The organism is Embleya sp. NPDC050154, from assembly GCF_044460165.1.
In the GTDB taxonomy this organism is placed as follows: Bacteria; Actinomycetota; Actinomycetes; order Streptomycetales; family Streptomycetaceae; genus Embleya.
In genome coordinates, this window is the sequence record NZ_JBITJP010000013.1 from 246,629 (window position 1) to 266,125 (window position 19,497).

Annotated in this window: 12 protein-coding genes; 3 read left to right on the forward strand and 9 right to left on the reverse strand. The window is 71.4% G+C overall.

Annotated features, from left to right (window positions below):
• Window positions 1-92 precede the first annotated feature (92 nt).
• Window positions 93-1,493 carry a hypothetical protein gene (locus ACIBSV_RS27010; RefSeq protein WP_395867356.1) on the reverse strand — a complete coding sequence of 467 codons (1,401 nt, stop codon included), beginning with the start codon at window positions 1,491-1,493 and terminating at the stop codon, window positions 93-95.
• Between the two features lie 2,527 nt (window positions 1,494-4,020).
• On the opposite strand from ACIBSV_RS27010, the gene ACIBSV_RS27015 reads away from it, so the two are divergent.
• Window positions 4,021-4,299 (forward strand): hypothetical protein, encoded by a 279-nt coding sequence (locus ACIBSV_RS27015; RefSeq protein ID WP_395867358.1) that lies wholly within the window; start codon window positions 4,021-4,023, stop codon window positions 4,297-4,299.
• 875 nt (window positions 4,300-5,174) lie between these two features.
• Here the strand turns inward: ACIBSV_RS27015 and ACIBSV_RS27020 are convergent.
• Both ACIBSV_RS27020 and ACIBSV_RS27025 read right to left on the reverse strand, forming a co-directional pair.
• Window positions 5,175-7,133: an endo-1,3-alpha-glucanase family glycosylhydrolase gene (locus ACIBSV_RS27020; RefSeq protein WP_395867360.1), complete on the reverse strand. Its 1,959-nt coding sequence runs from the start codon at window positions 7,131-7,133 to the stop codon at window positions 5,175-5,177.
• Between the two features lie 212 nt (window positions 7,134-7,345).
• Window positions 7,346-8,212: a hypothetical protein gene (locus tag ACIBSV_RS27025; RefSeq protein WP_395867362.1), complete on the reverse strand. Its 867-nt coding sequence runs from the start codon at window positions 8,210-8,212 to the stop codon at window positions 7,346-7,348.
• 290 nt (window positions 8,213-8,502) lie between these two features.
• Between ACIBSV_RS27025 and ACIBSV_RS27030 the strand changes: the two genes are divergently transcribed.
• Complete coding sequence (locus ACIBSV_RS27030; RefSeq protein ID WP_395867364.1) at window positions 8,503-10,341, forward strand: VWA domain-containing protein; 1,839 nt, start codon at window positions 8,503-8,505, stop codon at window positions 10,339-10,341.
• A gap of 830 nt (window positions 10,342-11,171) precedes the next feature.
• Here ACIBSV_RS27030 and ACIBSV_RS27035 read toward each other — a convergent pair.
• The 4 genes from ACIBSV_RS27035 to ACIBSV_RS27050 all read right to left on the reverse strand — a co-directional run bounded on the left by ACIBSV_RS27035 (window position 11,172) and on the right by ACIBSV_RS27050 (window position 15,301).
• On the reverse strand, window positions 11,172-11,882 hold the full coding sequence (locus tag ACIBSV_RS27035) for a hypothetical protein (RefSeq protein ID WP_395867365.1): 711 nt from the start codon (window positions 11,880-11,882) through the stop codon (window positions 11,172-11,174).
• A 133-nt stretch (window positions 11,883-12,015) separates the two neighbouring features.
• Entirely contained in the window at window positions 12,016-13,152 is a 1,137-nt protein-coding gene (locus ACIBSV_RS27040) for a YbdK family carboxylate-amine ligase (RefSeq protein ID WP_395867367.1), read from the reverse strand.
• Between the two features lie 285 nt (window positions 13,153-13,437).
• Window positions 13,438-14,277 (reverse strand): SAM-dependent methyltransferase, encoded by an 840-nt coding sequence (locus ACIBSV_RS27045; RefSeq protein ID WP_395867369.1) that lies wholly within the window; start codon window positions 14,275-14,277, stop codon window positions 13,438-13,440.
• Window positions 14,278-14,491: 214 nt separating this feature from the next.
• A complete protein-coding gene (locus tag ACIBSV_RS27050) occupies window positions 14,492-15,301 on the reverse strand; it encodes an alpha/beta fold hydrolase (protein ID WP_395867371.1) in 810 nt (269 codons plus the stop codon).
• A gap of 176 nt (window positions 15,302-15,477) precedes the next feature.
• On the opposite strand from ACIBSV_RS27050, the gene ACIBSV_RS27055 reads away from it, so the two are divergent.
• The gene (locus tag ACIBSV_RS27055) at window positions 15,478-16,809 is read left to right on the forward strand and encodes a GAF domain-containing protein (protein ID WP_395867373.1); all 1,332 of its coding nucleotides are present in this window, start codon (window positions 15,478-15,480) and stop codon (window positions 16,807-16,809) included.
• Window positions 16,810-17,009: 200 nt separating this feature from the next.
• On the opposite strand, the gene ACIBSV_RS27060 is transcribed toward ACIBSV_RS27055, so the two are convergent.
• Entirely contained in the window at window positions 17,010-18,065 is a 1,056-nt protein-coding gene (locus ACIBSV_RS27060; protein WP_395867375.1) for a hypothetical protein, read from the reverse strand.
• On the reverse strand, window positions 18,062-19,444 hold the full coding sequence (locus ACIBSV_RS27065; protein WP_395867377.1) for a VWA domain-containing protein: 1,383 nt from the start codon (window positions 19,442-19,444) through the stop codon (window positions 18,062-18,064). The genes ACIBSV_RS27060 and ACIBSV_RS27065 overlap by 4 nt, the downstream gene beginning before the upstream one ends.
• Between the last annotated feature and the right edge of the window lie 53 nt (window positions 19,445-19,497).

A 19,497-nucleotide genomic window follows, 5' to 3' on the forward strand; every position in this document is an offset into this window, starting at 1 on the left:
CATTCCGGCCTTCGCCGGATGGCACTTCGAGGCCCTGCCGGAGCCGGCCGGCCCTTGCCGTGTGGACCTTCGACCGACGTGTCGGCCAGGACCTAACCCGACTTCGTGGTGCGGACCTTCGAGATCGCGCCCGAGACGGGAAGCAGGCCGATCCTGGCGAGTGCGGCGACGCGATCGGCGTCGGGCTCCTGGGCGGGTTGCGTTTCCGAGAGGTGGCGGGTCGAGGGGCCGGACAGGGTGCGTACGGACGACACCCGACGGGTGGGCGACGGGGGCGCGGCCGCCGCGGGGGCCGGGGCGGGGGTCGAGACCTGGGCGGGGGCCGGAGCCGGAGTCGGGGGCGTCGTCGGCGCGGGCCTGGTCTTGGTCTTGGTCGCTGTGCCGCTCGATCGTGTCGCCGGGTTCGGCCTAGCCGGCGGTGCCGCTGCCGGTGCCGTTGCCGGTGTTGCCGCACTCGGGTTCCTGCGGGCGGGCGTGGGCGGATCGACGGCCGGGCGCATCGGACGCGGGCGCACCGTCGGCGGGCGCACCGTCGGCGGGGCGGCGGCCGTCGACTCCGCCGCGACGGCGGAGCGCAGCGACGGGAGGCCGCGGGCTTCGAGATCGATCCCGCCGGTGGGCAACGTCGGTGCCGGCGAGTTCGCTGCGCGACGGCTCACGTGGTCCGCCCACAACGCGAGCAGTCGCGTCAGGATCCGGCTGAGCAGCTCGGTCACCGCCGGGACGAGCGACGCGGATACCCGCTCGGTCAGCCGGGACCACAGCGCGCGCAACCACGACCACCACGCGGTCGACACGGTGGGCGTGATCCCGGCGGCCGGGACCCCGTTCGCCCCCTGCAGCAACCAGGGGTTGGCGCCGGAATCCTCCGGTACCCACAACGTGCCGGCGGACGGTGCCGAGGCGGGATCGTCCCACGCGATCGCCCCTTCGGCGATGCGTTCGCGCAAGGCCTGTACGCCGGCTCCGCCGGACAACGGCGCGACGTCGCGATCGCGGGTGGCCGGCAACAACAGGTCCAGCCGGCGCAGGAGTGCGTCGGCGTCCGGCGCCCGTCGCAGCACGGCGCGGCATGTCGTGGTCCACAACTCGTCCAGCGCGCCCAGGGGTTCGGCGACCCGACCCTGCCAGATCGAGGGGATGCCGAGCCAGTCGTCACCGGCGCTGCGCTTGGGCGCGGTCCAGGTCGGTACGAGACCGCCCGAGGATGTCTCCTCGTTCGCGGCGACGGACAACATGCCGCGCAGTTCGTCCTCGACAGCGGCTTGCAGCGCGACGAAGTGCAGGATCGAACGGGAGGCCCAATCGGGCGTGGTACACGCCGACAGGACCTGGGGCGTGGGCACGTCGAGCAGACCATGCCGGGCCCCGACGATCACACCGTGATCGGCGAACCGTTCCCGAAGCGAATCGAGTTCGCTCTCGGGGCGAGTCCGTACCGGATCGTCGGCCAGCGCCTGGCGGATCCGCGCGACAGCACCGTGCAGGGACACTCGTAGGGCCTCGTCGCGAGCGGCGGTTCCACGACCACGCGGCCCGCTCGGCGACGACTTGCGTGACTCGGCACTCATGTAACCGCCTGACCCATCGTCCGTCTCCCCCGAAGCATCGAACAGCTCTAGCAGTATGGGGCAGGCGTTGGCTAGCCCGTTGTACGCACCGGGACTTTCCGCGGCGATGTCGACCGCGTTCGATCGGTCCGCCACCGGGTAAGTCGTGCGCAACAGACGGATCGCGCGAATACCTGTGATCGGTCCGCGTGTTGCGACCTAGTCGTGGCGCGCCCGTGATCACTAGCGTGAAGTTTTCCGTGCGTCTGGTCAGAGGGAGATTCGGCCGGTGGCGACCCCCAATCCGTGGATCAATCTGGAGCCCGACGCCCGGCGTGGCTTTTTCCGTCGCTTCGTCTTGCCCTTCCTCCGGGTGATCGCGAGCCCCGTAGTCGGCCTCTGGCGCTTCTTCGGCAACCTGCGGGACTCCTTCGCCGCCCGAAATGTGCGGGCGGAAACGATCCCCATCCCTGGCCCGCTGCCCGGCACCGGTGCGGCAGCCGGCGCAGGCACCGACACCGCGGGTGGTGCTCCGGCCGCCGAACCGACAGCCCCTGCCCCCGACCCGGCCCCGCGACCACCGGCGCCTGAGCGGGAGGCGAGCGCGCCGGAACGCGAGGCGAATGCCGAGCGGCAGCGGGGTGAGGGGCTGCGTTCGGACGAGTCGGCGTTGCGTGGTGTGCCACCACTTTCGCGGGCCCATTTGAATCAGCTCCGGGCGGACGCGGGCCTGCCTCCTCTGACCAGCTTGGCGCCGGAGCGGCAACCGCTGCGTGCCCGCTTGGCGGCCCGCGCACGGCGTGCCTACCAAGCGGTTGTCGTGCGGCCCTACAGGGCTGCCCGTCAGAGGTTCACAGATCGGCAGGCGCGGCGGGCGGACGCGGCGGCGCAGCGCAACTCGAGGCCGGCCTCGCGGACCGCGCCCAACAGGACCGTGGGTCGAGCGGGTGCGGCCAACCGTGTGACGCGGCGTTTGGCGCCGGGTCGGCGACTGCTGGTGACTCAGCGCGGAGGCGCGGGTCGAGGTCGGTTCGCGCGTACTCGTGCGGTGGGTCGGGGCATCTGGGCGGGAACTCGTGCGGTGGGTCGGGGTACATGGACGGGTCTTCGTTGGGCCGGCCGTGGCCTCCTGGCGGGTGCCCGCGGCGTGCGGAACCAAGTGCTCAGGGGCCGCGACGCCGTGCGCAACATGCGGCAGGCGAGGGCCAATGCTCGGGGCAGGGGTCCGAGGCAGGGGTTTTTGACGAGGTTGCGGGCTGGTTTGCGGGCGCAGGCTCAGCAGGCGGATGCTCGGGCTGAGGGGCCGCGTCGGGAGCGGGCGGGGGCTCGGGAGGCTCGTCAGGCGCGGCGTCAGACCAGGGTTGCGAACCGGGCTGCGGCTCGGGAGGCGCGTCAGGCGCGTCGTCAGACCAGGGCTGCGAACAGGGTTGCGGCGCGGGAGGCGCGTCAGGCGCGGCGTCAGGCGCGGGCGAATGCTCCGGCGAACGCGGCTGAGCAGGGGTTTTTGACGAGGTTGCGGGCTGGTTTGCGGGCGCAGGCTCAGCAGGCGGATGCTCGGGCTGAGGGGCCGCGTCGGGAGCGGGCGGGGGCTCGGGAGGCTCGTCAGGCGCGGCGTCAGACCAGGGTTGCGAACCGGGCTGCGGCTCGGGAGGCGCGTCAGGCGCGTCGTCAGACCAGGGCTGCGAACAGGGTTGCGGCTCGGGAGGCGCGTCAGGCGCGGCGTCAGGCGCGGGCGAATGCTCCGGCGAACGCGGCTGAGCAGGGGTTTTTGACGAGGTTGCGGGCTGGTTTGCGGGCGCAGGCTCAGCAGGCGGATGCTCGGGCTGAGGGGCCGCGTCGGGAGCGGGCGGGGGCTCGGGAGGCTCGTCAGGCGCGGCGTCAGGCGCGGCGTCAGACCAGGGTTGCGAACCGGGCTGCGGCTCGGGAGGCGCGTCAGGCGCGTCGTCAGACCAGGGCTGCGAACAGGACGGCACGCGCCCAGACGAAGAGAGCTGCCTCCGCCCTCGACGGTCTGAGTCCGGTCAGCCCCGCAGCGGTCGCCAACGCGGTGGGCATCAGCAATGGCGAACCCGCACGCCCCCAACTATCCGTGGCCTTGCCGGTTAAGCCCGAGGCGACGGCCGGCCGCCTCAAGCCGCTGAGCCCGGAGACGGTGCGGAGTGTCACGAACCGCATCGCCCGGGCTGCCGGTCCGGCTGTTACCGCAAAGCCCGAAGCCGCTCGGACCACGCCTGGTCTGGGAGGGGCCGGTAACGGCACAGGACCCCAGAAAACCGCGACCCGCAGTCGGGACACGGGTCAAGTGCGACAACCCGGCGACTGACATCCCGGGCGCGAAGAGGGCAAGACACCGCAGCGAAATGAAAGGGCGCAAGTGCCGATCCACAAGTACGACATGGGGAAGGAAGCGATCGGCGACAACGTCGATCCGCCCCGGAAACACAATCTGGCGGTGCGTGCCATCGCGAGGATGACCCGTAACTCTCCGGACGTGGTCGCGAACAGCAAGCTCTACAAAGTCGCCGCCGCCGGAACCAAGTTCGCGGTGAGCGTGGGTGCGAAGGTCCTCGACGCACACACGGCGGGTCTCGCCTCGACGACCCTCGCTGTCGCCAAGGGAGTCGCCGCCGTCAATCGGGTTGCCCGAGGCCAGGAGAAGACGGTGCCGAGGGAGCTGGCAGGTCAGGTCCCGAACCCGGTGACCGATCGAGCGGCCGGCCGAGTGGCCCAACTGGCCATGGGTTTCTGATCCCGCCGCAAACGAACCTCCACCGCACCCGGCCCCCTCCCCGCCCCCAAGCGCCAGGTCCGCTTGTCCTGCGCCCCACATTCCCGCAGCCTGCGCGTACTTGGCCAACCGGTTCCCATGCCGCAGGCTGGTCGCATCGAAGCGCTTCACCGCCACACCCCGCGGGGCGCGCCTTCGTTCGCTACACCCCCGGCTTGTCCTGAAAGAGCCTCGTCATCCTTCAGGAACCGAAGGGAACCCGATGGACTGCTCCGTATCGTCCCGCGGCCCAGGCCGCGCCGGCGACGCCCGAGGCACTTCCCGCCTCGGCATCGCCCGGACACCGCGCAGCGTGCATCGTGTGCCCGGCGGGCACAAGTCGAGGTCCCACCACCCGACGTCCGCCCAGGCGGGCCGAGGGAACTGAGCGCCGCGGATCGGGCGGCGGCCGGGCGTTCCCCCTCAATGGCGCGGGGGAAGCGCACCCTCTCCGGCGATCGCCGCCCGACTTCGAGCGCCAACACCCGTACGGGATAGGGCTATTCGTCCCGGCCCAAGCCCGTACGCGATTGCGACGCCCCGGAAGACGAGTTGCGCCTCGTCTTCCGGGGCGTCGTGCCGAGTACCGCGATAGGCCCGGTGATTCGCCCCCCGTATCGCCGGGCAGCGAAGGCGACCCGAGTTCCGCCGCCCGCCGCCGGTGAGTGCCACCCATACGACGATGCAGCGCCGACCCCCGGCCGGGGGTCGGCGCTACATCGTTCCTGTCCCGTTCCCGTCCTGTTCCCGTGGACGTGTCGCCCGCGAGCGGCGACTCCGTCCGGACGGACGAGAGTGGGGGTCGGATCCGCAACGGACCCGACCCCCACGTTGTTCCACTCGGTGGGTGCGGAGTGTCAGCCCGCGCCCGGTCGGCCGCTGCTCGCGCCTCGGTAGCCGAGGTCCTGGGCGGCGAAGTCCTTCCGCACCACGTTGGGTGAGGAAACCGTCGCCACCGTGGCCGAGTTGCGAACGATCGACGCCGAGTTGGTGCCGTAGGCGAGCGGGAAGAGCTTCGCCTGTACGCCGGCCGCCGCCTGATAGCTCTGGCCGGCGCCGCCGATCGTCGCGTTCACCGTCGCCGGTGCGACCAGGAAGGTCAGCACCTCCACCGAGTCCCGGGGCGCGTTGGTCCCCGACCTCGGTGTCATCAACTTCGTCTGCGTGCCGCCCGTGGGCTTGGCCGCGGCGAACTGCACGCGATGCGTGAGGTACGCCGTGTCACGCGTGATCCGGGGCCAGGCCCCGGTCTTGAACCGGACCAGGTAGTAGTCGCTGATGTCGACCCAGGTGTGTCCGGAGTTGGCCGAGGGCTGGAACTGGGTGCCCTCGGAGTAGTCGTTCCAGGTGGTGAGCTGTACCCAGTCGGCTCCCCCGGAGATGGTGTTGTCCCACGAGGTGCGCAGGTTCTCGGTGTTGTTCGCCTCGTCGTAGATGCCCTGGTTGGGGCGCTCGTCCTGGACCGCGACCGGCTGCATCCAGATCTTGCCGAGGCTGTGGGCCTTGGCGATGTCCCACTGGATGTTGCCCTGACGGTTGGGACTGCGATTGCCCCAGCTCGAGAATCCGTAGCTGACCGAGGCGTACTTGTCGGCGTTCGCCGAGAAGTTCAGGAACACCGGGACCAGCGCGGTGCCGAGCTTGTGCGTCTTGGTCATCGCGGTCGCGAACTCGCCCCACCACTGCGGGGTTTGCTGCTCCGCCTTGAAGGGGGAGATCACCACGCGGCCGTCCGCGAGGCGCCGGACGGACCGCGAGGAGGCCAGGTCGGCCATCGACGCGGCCAGGCTCGCGGGTGTTGCGTCCTTGAGCGAGGTCATGTCCGGCATCAGCACGATCGCGAAGCCGGGGTCGACGGTCTCGGCGGCCTTGATCAGGTTCTTGATCCTGGTCCAGTGCGCGCCGGTGGTGGACAGTACGTCGACGGTGAAGCCGTCGACGCCCGCCGCGGTCGCGTCGCGGATCTCGCGCTGCATGTCCTGCAGCTGCCAGTCCCCGGTCAACGGCCCACGCGGGACCGGCCGGTCCCGCAGCAGCCCGCCGTACGCGGCGTGCTTGCCGCTCTCGCCCGCGGGGTTGAGGTAGTTGCGGCTGTAGTAGTCCTGGGTCGGCTCCTGATTGTCGAGGGAAGCGGGGTAGGGGGTGAAGTAATGCGCGTACACCTTTTTGTCGCTCGCGCGCAGAGCCGACGTGGACGGCATCTCGAACGGAAGCGACCCGGTGGTGGGGGTGGCCGGATCGGTCCAGCTCACCGACAGGCGCGGGGCCTGCGCGGCACTCGCGCGCGAGGACTGGAATACGCCCTGCGCGCCCTTCCCGGCCGTGAGCGCGAAGCTGTACGCCCCGTTGCCGGCGAAGGCCGACGAGACGTCGATCGAGCCGACCTGCGACGCGGTGAAGCCGTCGCGTGAGCCCACCACATCACCGAACGCGGGTTGTTTGTTCCAGGTCAGGCTCTTCGCCGACCAGGAACCGGTGACCTTGTGCACGCGCACGGAGGTGTCGGTGGTCCTGGCCGAGTACAGATCCAGACTCAGCCGCACATCACGCGCGCCCGCGGGTACCCCCGCGACGGTGAACTTGACGAACGCCCGCCGTTCGGAGCGGGGAGCTCCCTCACAGGTTGCCGGACACACCGACAACCAGGTCTGCGTGGCGTGCGCCTTGGCCGGCGCCACCTGGCTCACATAGGCGTTCTCATTGGTGGGCACCGTGGCCTTGGAGTTGTCCGAGTCACCCGAGGCCACTCCGAAGGTCACACCTGCGCCGACCAACAGGAACGCGGGCAACACGAATTTGAGCGAACGAAATCGCAAGAAGCCCTCCACGGTACTTCGCTGCTCCCGAAGTCGACTTACCCGCAACCGGTATGGGGGCGCCTGTCAGGCCACCGGGACTCGGCCCGGAGTCCTGAAAAGGACACCGGAGCGGTGCGACGTCGGGAGCCTAGAGCAGAGGCTCTCGTGGTGCGAGGGCGGTTCGCGGATCCGCGCGTTCCGGATGAGCCGCGGCGGAAATCCGCCCCGGATCAGTGCGAACGGGGGCCCGACCGGTGCGGGCGACGGCCGATCAGCAGCAGGGCGCCGACCGCGGCGACCAGGATCGCGACGGACGCGCCGGCGATCCGCTTGATGCCGCTGTTGCCGCCGGTCTGGGCGAGTTGGCCGGTGACCGGCGGGGCGGTCTCGGGGGTGCGCTGGTCCTCGGACGGCGGGGTGGTGGTGGGCGGCTTCGTGGTCGGCGGTGCCGAACTCGAGGGCGCCGTGCTGGATGGGGTCGTGGTGGGCGGCGCCGTGGTCGGCGGCGCGGTCGTGGGCGGTTTCGTGGTGGGCGGCGCGCTGGTGGGCGGCTTCGTGGTGGGGGGCTTGGTCGTCGGCGGCGCGCATTCCTTGCCGCCGTTCCACCCGGCGATCAGATCGACGGGGAACTTCGCGTCGGGATAGCGCGGCAGCGGATTGGCTTTGCCGTCGTAGACCTTGTCGTTGCCGTACAGGTCTATCTGGCCGAAGCAGGGCGGCGCGTACTTGGAGATGTCGAGCTTGGCGCTCTTGTGCGCGCTGCTCAGGGTCACCGTCTTGGAGCCGAGATACCGCTGGATCCCCGAGGTTTTCCAGGTGGGTCCCTCCGCGCTGTAGGAGGCGAGGGAGACCTTGTAACTGCACGACTTGGCCACATCGCCGGCGATGCGCACGCTCACCTTGGTGTGAAGCGCGCCCAACAGGCCGGCCTTGGACCAGGTCTTGTCGTCGATGGACCATTCGATGGTGACCGGCCCACACGCCTTCTTGTCGTCGTCGGCCGCGTGGGCCGACCCGGCCGCCGCGATCGGCGCGATCAGCGCGAAGGCGCCCACGCCCAGACCGGCGGCGATCGAACCGGTAAGACCTCGTTGCACTGTGAAGCTCCCCGAACTCGAGGCGTCGACTCGATCCGATGACAGAGTCCGGGGGGAAGATTTTCGCCGTCCTCGCGCGAGCGGCAAGGGCGAGCCGATGAACCGGCAGAGGTATACGTGCCGGTAACGGTCGAACGATCTTGGGCGTACGATGGGGGTCCGAGTCGAAGTATTTGCAACTGCAACAATGGTTTTTCGGTGACATGTCCCGGTGATGCAAGTCGAATCATTCACGATTGCTCTTTGCAAATCCATTGTTTGCGAGTGCAATCCAGTCTAGATTTCCGGCCATGAGATCGAGAGCACTCCCGGCGTGCACCGCCCTGGCGCTGGCCTTCGGCATCGCCTGGGCGCCCACCGGCCAATCACCGGCGCACGCGGCCGAACCGGGCACGCTCAGCCCGGTGATGCTGGTTCTGGACGCCTCAGGGTCGATGAACGAACGCGCCGGGACCGGAACCCGGATCGATGCCGCCAAGAAGGCGATCGGCACGCTGGTGGACGCCGCGCCGTCGGGTTCACGGATGGGACTGACGGTGTACGGCACCGGGCAGAGCGGGTCCACCACCGACAAGGCCGACGGCTGTCGCGACGTCACGGTGGTGCGACCCGTCGGCACCGCGCCGGAGCAGGACCTCAAGGCCGCGGCGCAGGCGATCCGGCCGCTGGGCTGGACCCCGATGGGTCCGGCGTTGCGCAAGGCCGCCGAGGCGCTGCCGAAGGAGGGCCCACGCTCGATCGTGCTGGTCTCCGACGGCGAGGACACCTGCGCGCCCCCGGAACCCTGCCAAGTGGCACGCGAACTCGCCGCGCAGGGGGTGGACATGCGCGTGCACACCGTCGGCTTCGCGGCGGACGCCAAGACCCGCGCACAACTGATGTGCATCGCCCGGGCCTCGGGCGGCACCTACGCCGACGCCCCGGACGCCGGCTCGCTCGAACGCGAACTGACCCGGGTGACCCAGCGGGCGCTGCGCAGCTACGAACCCGCGGGCACCCCCGTCGACGGCGGTCCCGATCCCGCGCGCGCCGCGGCCCTGCCCCCCGGCGGCCACCTGGACGAGCTGACGGACAAAGAGGTGAAGTATTACTCCGTCGACGTGCCCGCGGGCTACACCGCGTACGTGTCGGGAACCACCGTCAGCAAGGTCAAGGGCCTGGAGGCCCTGGACGTCAAGCAGCTCGGCGAGCGCGGCAACAGCTTCTGCGCATCGGACACCGGACTCGACCAAGGGCTGTCCAAGGTCGTCACGGCGTCGGTGAGTTGGACGGCATCCGGTCGAGGCACCAACGGCTGTGAGCAACCGGGACGACAGGTGTTCTCGGTGACCCGCAGAGGGACCGGACCACCGGTACCCCTCGAACTCCAGGTCCTGCTCGAACCGCAGGCCCTGGACAAGGGCCCGGCCGAGGCCGACCTCGCGCGCTACACCGAGCCCGGCGGCGCTCCGCAACCGGTGGTCGGCGGAGGTTCGTTCGGCTCGGCGACCACCCTGCCCGGGTCCGGCCACTACACCGACACGATCGCCCCGGGGGAGTGGGCCTTCTACCGGGTCCGCCTCGACTGGGGCCAAAGCCTCGCCTTCCAGACGCGCGTCGGCGGCGGCAAGGATATCGTCGGCGTACAAACCCACTTCTACAACCCGATCCGCGAGCAACTGGCCCAGGACTCGTGGGGTGTGCACGACACCGAACACATCTTCTCGAAGGGCGTCGACCCCTTCGCGACACGTCCCGTGCGCTTCCTCAACCGCAGCGACCGGCAGCAGGAGGTCGCCGACATGCTGCCCGGCTGGTACTACATCGCGGTAGCGGCCCAGGGCGAGGGCGAGTTGCGCACGCTGGCCGTGGACGTCTCGGTGGGCGGCACCAAGGAACCCGGTCCGGTGTACGCGCAGAGCGGGCAGTCGGTAGCGGGCTCACCGCCGGCGAAGTCCCCGTCGACCGCCGCGAACCCGGGTACGAAGACTCCGGCGAAGAGCACGCCGAAGGCCTCCGACTCCTCGACTTCGGACGATTCGGCGGCGTTCGGCGGCCCGTTGGTCTGGGTCGGACTGCCCGCCGCGCTCCTGCTCGGCGCGGCGCTCACCGCGCTGCTGTTGCGCCGTCGACAGTCGCGAAACACATGAGTGCGGATCCCGGGGCCCGCAGGTCGACGTTCCCGGTCGTCGTGTCCGTGGCCCGCTCGGCCGCCGTCCGTTCGGCGTCGATGGTCGCGGCTCCTCCTGCCGAAGCCCTTCCGATGACGGGAAGGTCTCCCGATTGCGTGCGAACGGCGGCGACAGGCACGGGTGTTCGGAAAGACGGGAGGAACCGGTCCCGATCACCCCCACCCGGCGACCGACCGAATCCGAGCACCAGATCTGCTGAGGCTTTACGCCACGTTCCCGGGGCCTGGAAGTCTTGGCCACAGGTGTTCCGTAGCGCAGGCTTGGCGCGTCGAGGTGCTGCGCCGCCGTCTCCCCGGCGCTCCCCGGCTCATCACACCACCGGCTCGACCCTGAACAGATCCGCACCGTCTTTCAGGAACGGAAGGGAACCCGACATGACTTGCTCCGCTTCGTCACACGGCCGAGGCCGAGGCGGCGGTACCAGGGGCGGATACCGCGCCACCGGACCGCGGGTCTCGCAGCACGCGGTGTCGCCCCGCTAGGACGCCGGGGCCGGTCCGCACAGGCCCCGGGCAGGCGCACCCTTCGGGGTGCGACCGCCGCACATCCCCACACACGACCGGGCGTCGACCCCAGCAAGGGGTCGACGCCCGGCCGTCGTTCGTGGACCTGCCGCCGTGCCGCCCGGGCCGATCACCCGCTCGGGTAGGGCGGGATGCCCCGCGCACAGCCCGGATCACGATCGATCCTCCGGCGGCCGATCGGTGTCATGCGCGCGGTTCGTCGTGGTCGAGCCGCGAAGGCGGGCCGTCCCTGCGAGCGATCCGCGCGGTCGCTGGGCGCTCGTCCTACTCCGTCGGCAACGCGCGGGACAACCAATCGCGCACCGCCTCGCCCACCGGAACGTCACCGATCTCTCGGCGATCGAAGATCCGGAAGCGATCCGGGTCGTCCTCCGCGAGCAACTCGAACAAGGTCGCCTTGAAGCCGAGTTGGGCCGGGTCCAGCCCCTTCTCCTGGTCGTGCGCGCGCAACCGCTCCTCGATCGCCCGCGGTTCGTCCGCGGTCAGCAACACCACGTCGGGCAGCGGTCGCCACTGCGCGACGGTCGCGAGGAAGCGCCGCGCGGCCTGGTGGGCCTGCTCGAGGTCACCGGGATGACGGGCGACCGCGTCCTCGACGGCGGCGGTGTAGACGCCGCGCTGCTCGACGACAGTGCGCCCGGCCGCCAGGAACAGCCGGGCGGACTCGTAGCGATGGGTCTGCATGGCGATCACCGTGAGCGTCTCGGAGGCGGACCGACCACCACGGATGTACGGTTCACCGCCGGCCGCTTCGGCCAACGCCATCAAAGTGGCGAAATCCGGACGGGCGTTGGGCTCGCGCGCCGACCCGACGAAGATACGCGGGGGAGAGGCGATCGAACGCAGGAGCGCGGAGCTGACGTCGTGGGCCTCCAGCCCCTCGACGCCCACGAGCGGGCCGGGACGTCGGGTCCGACTGCCGGCCGTCGGTTTCGATGGGCGTTCGCGTGTGGCCTCTTGAGCGTTCTGCGGCATACCGGAATCCTCGCGATCGAACCCGACGGGAAACAGGCCGCGTCGGGCACTCTCGACGGGTAAACCCCCCGGTAATACGCGATGTTCGGCACGCCGGCGACCGGCGTACACGACGGCGGCCGACTCCGCCCGGTCAGCTCGCGGCGGTGTCGAGCAGGGACGCGGGCAGGGGCGAGCCATCCGAGATGCCGACACACGCCATGGTCTGCGCCAACACCCGATCCACGACCGCCGCAGGGCCGCCCTCGCGCGCGGTACGGCGCTGCCCGGCCGCCGCGGAACCCCGGGCGAGCAGATGCCCGATCGCGGCCTCGACCATGTCGAGGTCGCCGCTCTCGCGCAAGTACGGGGCCATCTCGGCGACCAGAGCGCGGACCACCGTGGCCGCGGGCAGTTTCACCGCGGCCACGGGGTCGATCAGGTCGCCCTCGATCCCGGAGCGCGCCGCCCGCCACATCGCCCCTCGGGCGAGCATGGGCGAGGGCGTCGGAGGCGTTCGGTCGGCGGCGACGGCGGCACTCGCGTACAGGTAGAGCGCGCGGAACAGGGCGGCGATCGCGATCGTCACCTCGACGTCGGCGATCGCGTCGCACACCCGCAGTTCCAGTGCGGACCCGCGCGGGGACAGGCGCAGCGCCGGGAGGAAGAGGTCGCGGTCGGGCACGACACCGACCGCCACCAGGCTCGCGACCAGTTCGTCGTACTCCCGAGCCGAGCCCACCGGCCCGATCGGTCCGGCCGCGGGAAGACGCTCGACGCAGACCTGCCGCCAACTCGCGTAGCCGGTGTCGCGCCCGGCCCAGAACGGCGAACTCGCGGACAGTGCCGACAACGTGGCCAGATGCGGCGTGATCCAGGCGATCGCCCGAGCCGCCACGTCCCGGTCCTCGACCTCGACCCGGACGTGCATGCCGCACGTGATCCAACCCCGGGACAACTCCGCGTACTCGTCCTCCCAGGCCGCGTATCGGGCCTCGGGGGCCGTCCGTATGTCCGCGAGGCTCATCATCGGCGCGGTGCCGCTCGCCAACACGCCCAGGCGCAGACCGGCGGCGCGGTGCACCAGCGTGCCGCGCAGTTCGGTCAACCGCGCCCGGAGCGCGTCCGGTTCCGCGTGTGTCGAGGTCACGATCGCCACCGTCGACTCCTTGGAACAGCCGACGAAGGGGCCGGCCGGAAGCCGATCGAGGAGGGCGGGGGCGGAGGACACCGTGCGCTTGGTGGCCAGGTCCACGACGTGGAATTCCTCTTGGATCCCCAACTCGAGCACGGCGACTCCCCCACGACCCGGCGCGAGGCCGACAAAACGAGGCGCCCGGGCCCGCCCGTTCGGCCACACGCGGCCACCACGGACCGCCCGATCGGCGCCGAGCGACAGCGCCCATGATCGCCGGCGGCGGACCGACCGGTAAGGCCGGAGCGGGTACCACGCTCCGGTAAATCCGCCGGTAGCTCCGCACGGCGCTCCCGCGACCCGCCGGCGCCGTCGGTGTCGCCTCGCCGGCCGCCCCGGCCGCCCCGTCCGTCTCCCGGTTCCGTCGCCCGGCTCGTTACCTCAAAGACACGAACGGCGCGAGCCGACCACGCCCCGACCCCTGCCCGAACACTCCCAGCGGCCCGTGGGCGGCGACTTGAGGGCGACGCCCGCGTACATCCACTGCCGATTGTCCAGCAGACGCGGCAATCGGTCCGAGCGCCACGACGAGATCGGGACCACCCCGGGATCGATCGGACTCAGCCCGGTGAACAGCGCCCGCACCTCGGTCGCGGTCCGGGGGAACAGCGGCGCAGCGGAATGGCGATACGACTCGGCGGTCGTGCGCGCCGCGTCCGGACGCAGATCCGCGGCGACGTGGGAAAGCACCAGAACACTGCCGGGCACCGTCGCGTCCATCAACGCGCGCACCACGGACCGGGGATCGTCGGCATCCGAGAGATAGTGCAGGACGGCGGTCAGCACGACCGCGACCGGCCGGTCGAAGTCCACCCCCGTGCGCCCGGCCACCCGACGCAACAGCGTCTCCGGGTCCCGGAGATCGCCCTCCACCACCCGTACCCGACCGGGCCGCGCGGACAACGCGCGCGCGTGCGCGAGCACCATCGGATCGTGGTCTACGTACACCGCCCGCGCATGCTCGGTGCCGAGCACCGCACACTCGTACGTGTCGCCGGCAGCGGGCAGACCCATCCCGATGTCGAGGAACTGACGGACGCCGATACCGGTCGCGAAAGCCACCGCCCGACGCAGGAAGGCCCGATTCGCCAAGGCCATCGCGCGAACCTCGGGCGCCAGGGCCAGGACGGCCTCGGCCGCGCCGCGATCGACGGCGAAGGTGTTCTTGCCGCCCAGGTAGTAGTCGTACATCCGGGCCGGATGGGCAAGATCGGTACGCAAGTCGGGCGACCGCGCCGAAGGCACGCGTGCCCTCGGTCGATCCGCCGGCGATCCATCCGCCGGCGGGCAACCGACGGGGGAACGGGTATCCGTCGCCTTGCCGGGCAGCACAATCATCGGCCTTTCCCCATCCTCGGGTCGCGGGCCGCCCGGACCGGGCGAGGCGGGGGTACCCGCCGGGCGGACCCGCATGTTCCTTCGCACTCCCGGGAGATCAGCGGCGAAGGAATTCCGTGACGACGGCGTCGAAGCGTTCGCCTTCCTCGACGAACGGCACATGCCCGCTCGCCGCGAACCGCTCCACCCGCGCGTCGGGCAGCGCCTCGGCCAGCCAACCGGCCAGGTCCCCGGGGAAGATCCGACTGCGCTCGCCGTAGATCAGCAGCGTCGGCACCTTCACCGCGGGCAACACCGGCCGCCAGTCCGAGTGCGCCATGTCCATCCACACGTCCAACGCGGACGCGGTGTGCGTCTGGGTGGTCTCCGCGTACGCCGCGTCCACCGCCTCCGCCGCCGGCGGCTCGGCGAAACACGCCGCGATGAACGGCTTGATCGCCAACGGCCGGGCGTGCCGCACGGTCTGCGCGAACACCGCCAGATCGACCGGCGAATAGCCGCCCTGCAGGGCGAAGTCCCACCCGGGCCCATCCATGAAACGCGGCGACTGATCGACGAACACCGCGCCGCGCAACCCCTCGCAGCCGAACTGGCGCACGTACGACAACACCACCGAGGTGCCCATGGACCAGCCGACCATGGTCACCTCGTCCAGACCCAGTGCCAGCACCAACTCGCGTACATCACGGGCGTACTGGTCCAGACTGTGCCCCTCCGGGGTCTTGCCCGAGCGCCCGTGGCCCCGGAAGTCGGCGACGATCACCCGATTCTCCGCCGCCAGCGCCGCGATGTTGCCCGACCAGAACGAACTGTTCATCGTCCAGCCGTGCAACAGCAGCACCGGGCGACCCGCGCCGTGCTCCTCGTAGTACAGCGGAACGGCGTCGGACAACTCCAGATAGGGCACGTCTCTCCTCGGGTCCCGGCCGGCCGATCGCCGACCCGCGCTGCGGCAGTGTGCGCGAGCGGGAGACCCACGCACCAGAGACCGAAGGGGGGTTGCAGCAACGTTGCAGAACGGCACCCACCCCCGCCACACCACGGGCCCGACGTCCGGGGCCCGCGCGCCGGCATGATGGACGCATGGCGGACGGACCGGACGCACGCGATCGAGCACTGGGCGGTGGGTCGGCCACGGGCGTGCGGGACCCGATCCGGGCCTCGTGGTCACGCGCGCGGCGACAGGGACTGCCGCCCGACGCCTACCTCCCGCCGGTCACCCTCGTCGACGACGAACTGGCCCGACACCGCGAGGAACATCCGCTCACCACGATCTGGCCCCTGCTGCGCCGCACCCTCAGCGGTCTGGTCACCGACCCGGGCCGCCTCCTGTTCCTCAGCGACGCGCACGGGCACCTGCTGTGGGTGCAGGGCGAACACCCCACACTGCGCGCCGCCGAACGCGTGCACCTGTTGCCCGGGGCGCTGTGGAGCGAGGGCGCGGCGGGTACCAGCGGGGTGGGCACCGCACTGGCCACGGGCCGCCCGTTCCAGGTGTTCGGCGCCGAGCACTTCCTGTCCGCGGCCACCGCGTACACCTGCACGGCCACCCCCATCCACGATCCGGCCGGGGGCGAACTGCTCGGCATCCTGGACTTCACCTGCCCCGAACGCAACTGGCAACCGCTCGCGGTACCCCTGCTCGACACCGCGCGCCGACTGGCCCAGGCCGAGTTGGAGAGCGTACGGCTGCGCGAGGAGGCGCGGGTGAGCACCCGCTACGTGGAGCGGATCGCCCGCCGGCTCGGCAGCAAGAGCGCGATCGTGGACCCCAAGGGGCGCGTCCTGCGTGCGGATCCCCCCGGCTGGCTGCCGCAGCGCCTGCCCGGCCCGCCGCGCGAAGGCCCGATGTTGCTGCCCGGCGGTCAGGTCCTGCTCGCCGAGCGCCTCGCCGCCGGCGGCCTGTACCTGCTGATCGCCGAGGACTCCGCATCGGGGCCGGTCACCACCGCGCCGCTGCGCCTGCAGGCGCTGGGCCTGCGCCGGGCCCGGCTCGAGATCGCCGGCACCACGCACGAACTCACGCGCAGACACGCCGAGATCGTCACGACCCTGCTGAGCGAGCCCGGCGGGATGACGGCCAAGGCGATCACCGAGGCGGTCTACGGCCCCGGCGGACGCCCCGCCACCGTCCGCGCCGAACTGGCCCGGCTACGCGCGATCCTGGGCCACCGACTGGCCTCCGACCCGTACCGCCTGACCGGCGACTGCGAGGCCGACTTCCTCGACCTCGATCGCGCCCTGTCCGTGCCCACCACCTCGATCGACACCCTGCTCGACCACTACCGGGGCCACCTCCTGCCCGGCTCCACCGCCCCGCGCGTGCTCGCGCTGCGCGAGGCCCTGCACGAACGCCTGCGCCGCCGCGTCCTGGACAGCGCCGATCCCGACACGGCGCTGCGCTGGTCGACCTGACCCGGCCACGCCACACGCGCGTTCCCCGTCGCGAAGCGACACCGGTGGAAAGCGACACCGGTGGAAAGCGACACCGGTGGAAAGCGACACCGGCGGGCGGCCGCGGCGCGGCGGCGGGCGGCGCACCCGTCGATCGATCCCGACGCCGCGCACCCGCCCACCACCGCCCCGCGCCCCGCCGGGGCCGCTCCCGGGACTTCTCAGGCTTGCGTGGGCGGCTCCGCGCCGGGCGGATGCTCCGGCCGGCGCGGAACCTCGAAGGCCTGCGTGACCTCGTCGGACTCGGGCGCCGTACCCGGCAGTCGATCGGCGACACCGGGCCGCCAGGTCGACGCCGGATCCCGGACGGGGGCAGGCGGCGCCGCGGGCGGTGGGGGAGGGCCCGGCAGGCGATCGGCCCAGGGGGAGACGGGTCCGGGCGCCGGGGCGGCGAACCGCGTGCGCACCGCGTATCCGAGACCGGCCGCGACCAACAGCGCGACGAGCGCGCCGCCCGCCGGCACGCCCCAATCCGAGGCCACGGACGAGCCCGCACCGCTGTCGGCGCGGCCCGCCGGCGCCGGCGGAGCGCCGGCCCGTACCGGGGAATCGGACCGGGCCGGAGACGGCGCACCGGGCACCGCGCCCGCCGTCGGCCGCGGCTCCTCCTCGGGTCCCAACGGCTGATCCGGCCGCTGCACCACGGTGCCCTCGACCGACACCTCGAGCCGGATCGGCACCACGATGCCGCGCTGCGGCCCCTGGGCCCCGGTGATGGACATCTGGATGTAGTACGACCCGCGCAGCGCGTACTTGTCGTCCTTGAACTCCTTGAACGAGCCCTTGGTCCCGTCGAAGTTCTCGTACTTCTTGCCGTCCCCGACGGTCCACGCCCCCGAGGTCGCCTCCAGGTGCGTGGTGCCCGGCACGAGCTGGTTCGTCGGGTTGTCCAGGAGCGGAATGGCCTCGCGCAGCGGGTTGTAGAGGTTCATCACGAACCTCGGGCCCTGCTTGTACGGGAAATCGGCCGGGATGTCGACGGACCCCTTGATGGAGAGCTTCTGCCCCGGCTGCATGTACACCCGCCAGAACAGGAAATCGCCCACCACCATGCTCTCGCGATGCACCCCGGGCCCGAGTTCGCCCGCGCTGTTGAACGAGAAGCCGCTCGTGGTGTCCGCCGCAGCGGGTGGCGCGGCCATCACCGAGCCGACGACCGCGGCGAGCGCGGCCCCGGCCGAAGCCGCGATGCGGCGTACGCGTACGACGGCGTTCACGCCTGCCTCCCCTGCCGGCGCCGGGCACCGGCGACGAACGATCCCAGCGCGCCGCCGACGAGCACCGCGGCGGCGATCAAAGCGAGAGTCACCCCGGTACCGGGCCCGTCGTCGTCGCCGGACGACGCGGCGACCGAGGCGCGGTCGTCACCGGCGCCGGGCGCGGCGGCCGGAGCGCCGGCGTCGGCGCTCGCGGGCGCGGGGCCGGACGTCGTACCGGTGGTGCCCGGCCGCCTGGGGTGGCTGACCAGGAGTTCGAGCAGGATCCTGCGTTGCGGATCCACCTCGGCGTTGTGCGAGATCCGCAGGCAGCCGATGCCGTCCGGTGCCTTGGCGGAACTCTTCGCCCCGTCGGACGCGCCGGTGGTGACGATGTTGTTCGCCTCCAGGGCCACCCCCTCGGACAGCAGCCAGCTCTGGGGTTGATCCGGCGGGCCGGATCTGATGAACAGGTGGGTCAGGAACGCCGAGTTCTCCCGGTCGTCGGCGACCCGCATGCGCTCCGAGAAGATCGCGGTGGCGCCGATGGCGAGATCCTCGCCCGGATTCTTGCGAATGCGGTACCACAGGTCGCGACTGGTGACGAACGCGTCGAGGTACTGGCCGTCCTCGACGATCGGCGCGTTGGCACAACCGGTCGTCGCGCCCTGGATGGGTCGACCGGACGCGTCGTAGGGGGTCCACGCCCTGCGGAACAGGCTGGACATGTTCGAGACCAGCGAATCGGCGTCCTTGGCGTCGGCGTAGACACCGTTCCCGGCGGCGGTGATGCACTTGAGCTGATCGCGCGCGGCGCCGGAGACGTTGAACCCGACCGCGTCGACCGTCAGCTTGGTGCCCTTCGCGTTCAACTCCTTGGCGACCTCGCACGGTTGCGGCGGCGCGCAGGTGTCCTCGCCGTCGGAGACCAGGATCACGTGGCGCTCGCCCTGGGTGCCGAGGTCGTCGGAGGCGGCTCGCAGCGCGTTGCCGATGGGGGTGAACCCGACGGCGTTCAGTGCCGCGACCCGTTGCCGCGCCGCGCCCTTGGCCCCCTCGTTCATCAGCGCCACCGGCACCAGGAGCTGGGTGTCCGCACAGCCGAGGGTCTTGTCCGTACCGGGATAGGCCGCACCATACACGCGGATGCCGACCTGGGCGGTCGCCGGAGCCGCGTCGATGATGCGGTTCACCGCCTGCTTGGCGGCCTCCAGGCGGGTCTGCCCGCCTGCGTCGTTCTGTTTCATCGAACCGGACAGGTCGAGCACCAGCTCGACCTTGGCCGGGACGGCTTCGGCGGGCGGGGCGGGGTCGGCCGCTGCGAGGGACGCAGGGCCGCACAACACCAGGGACACCGCGCCCAGGGCCACGGCCGAGCGTGTGCGTAGGAAAGGGATCACGACGCCGATCATGGAATCTGCGACGTGCGATGCCAAGAGGGAGGGTCCATCAC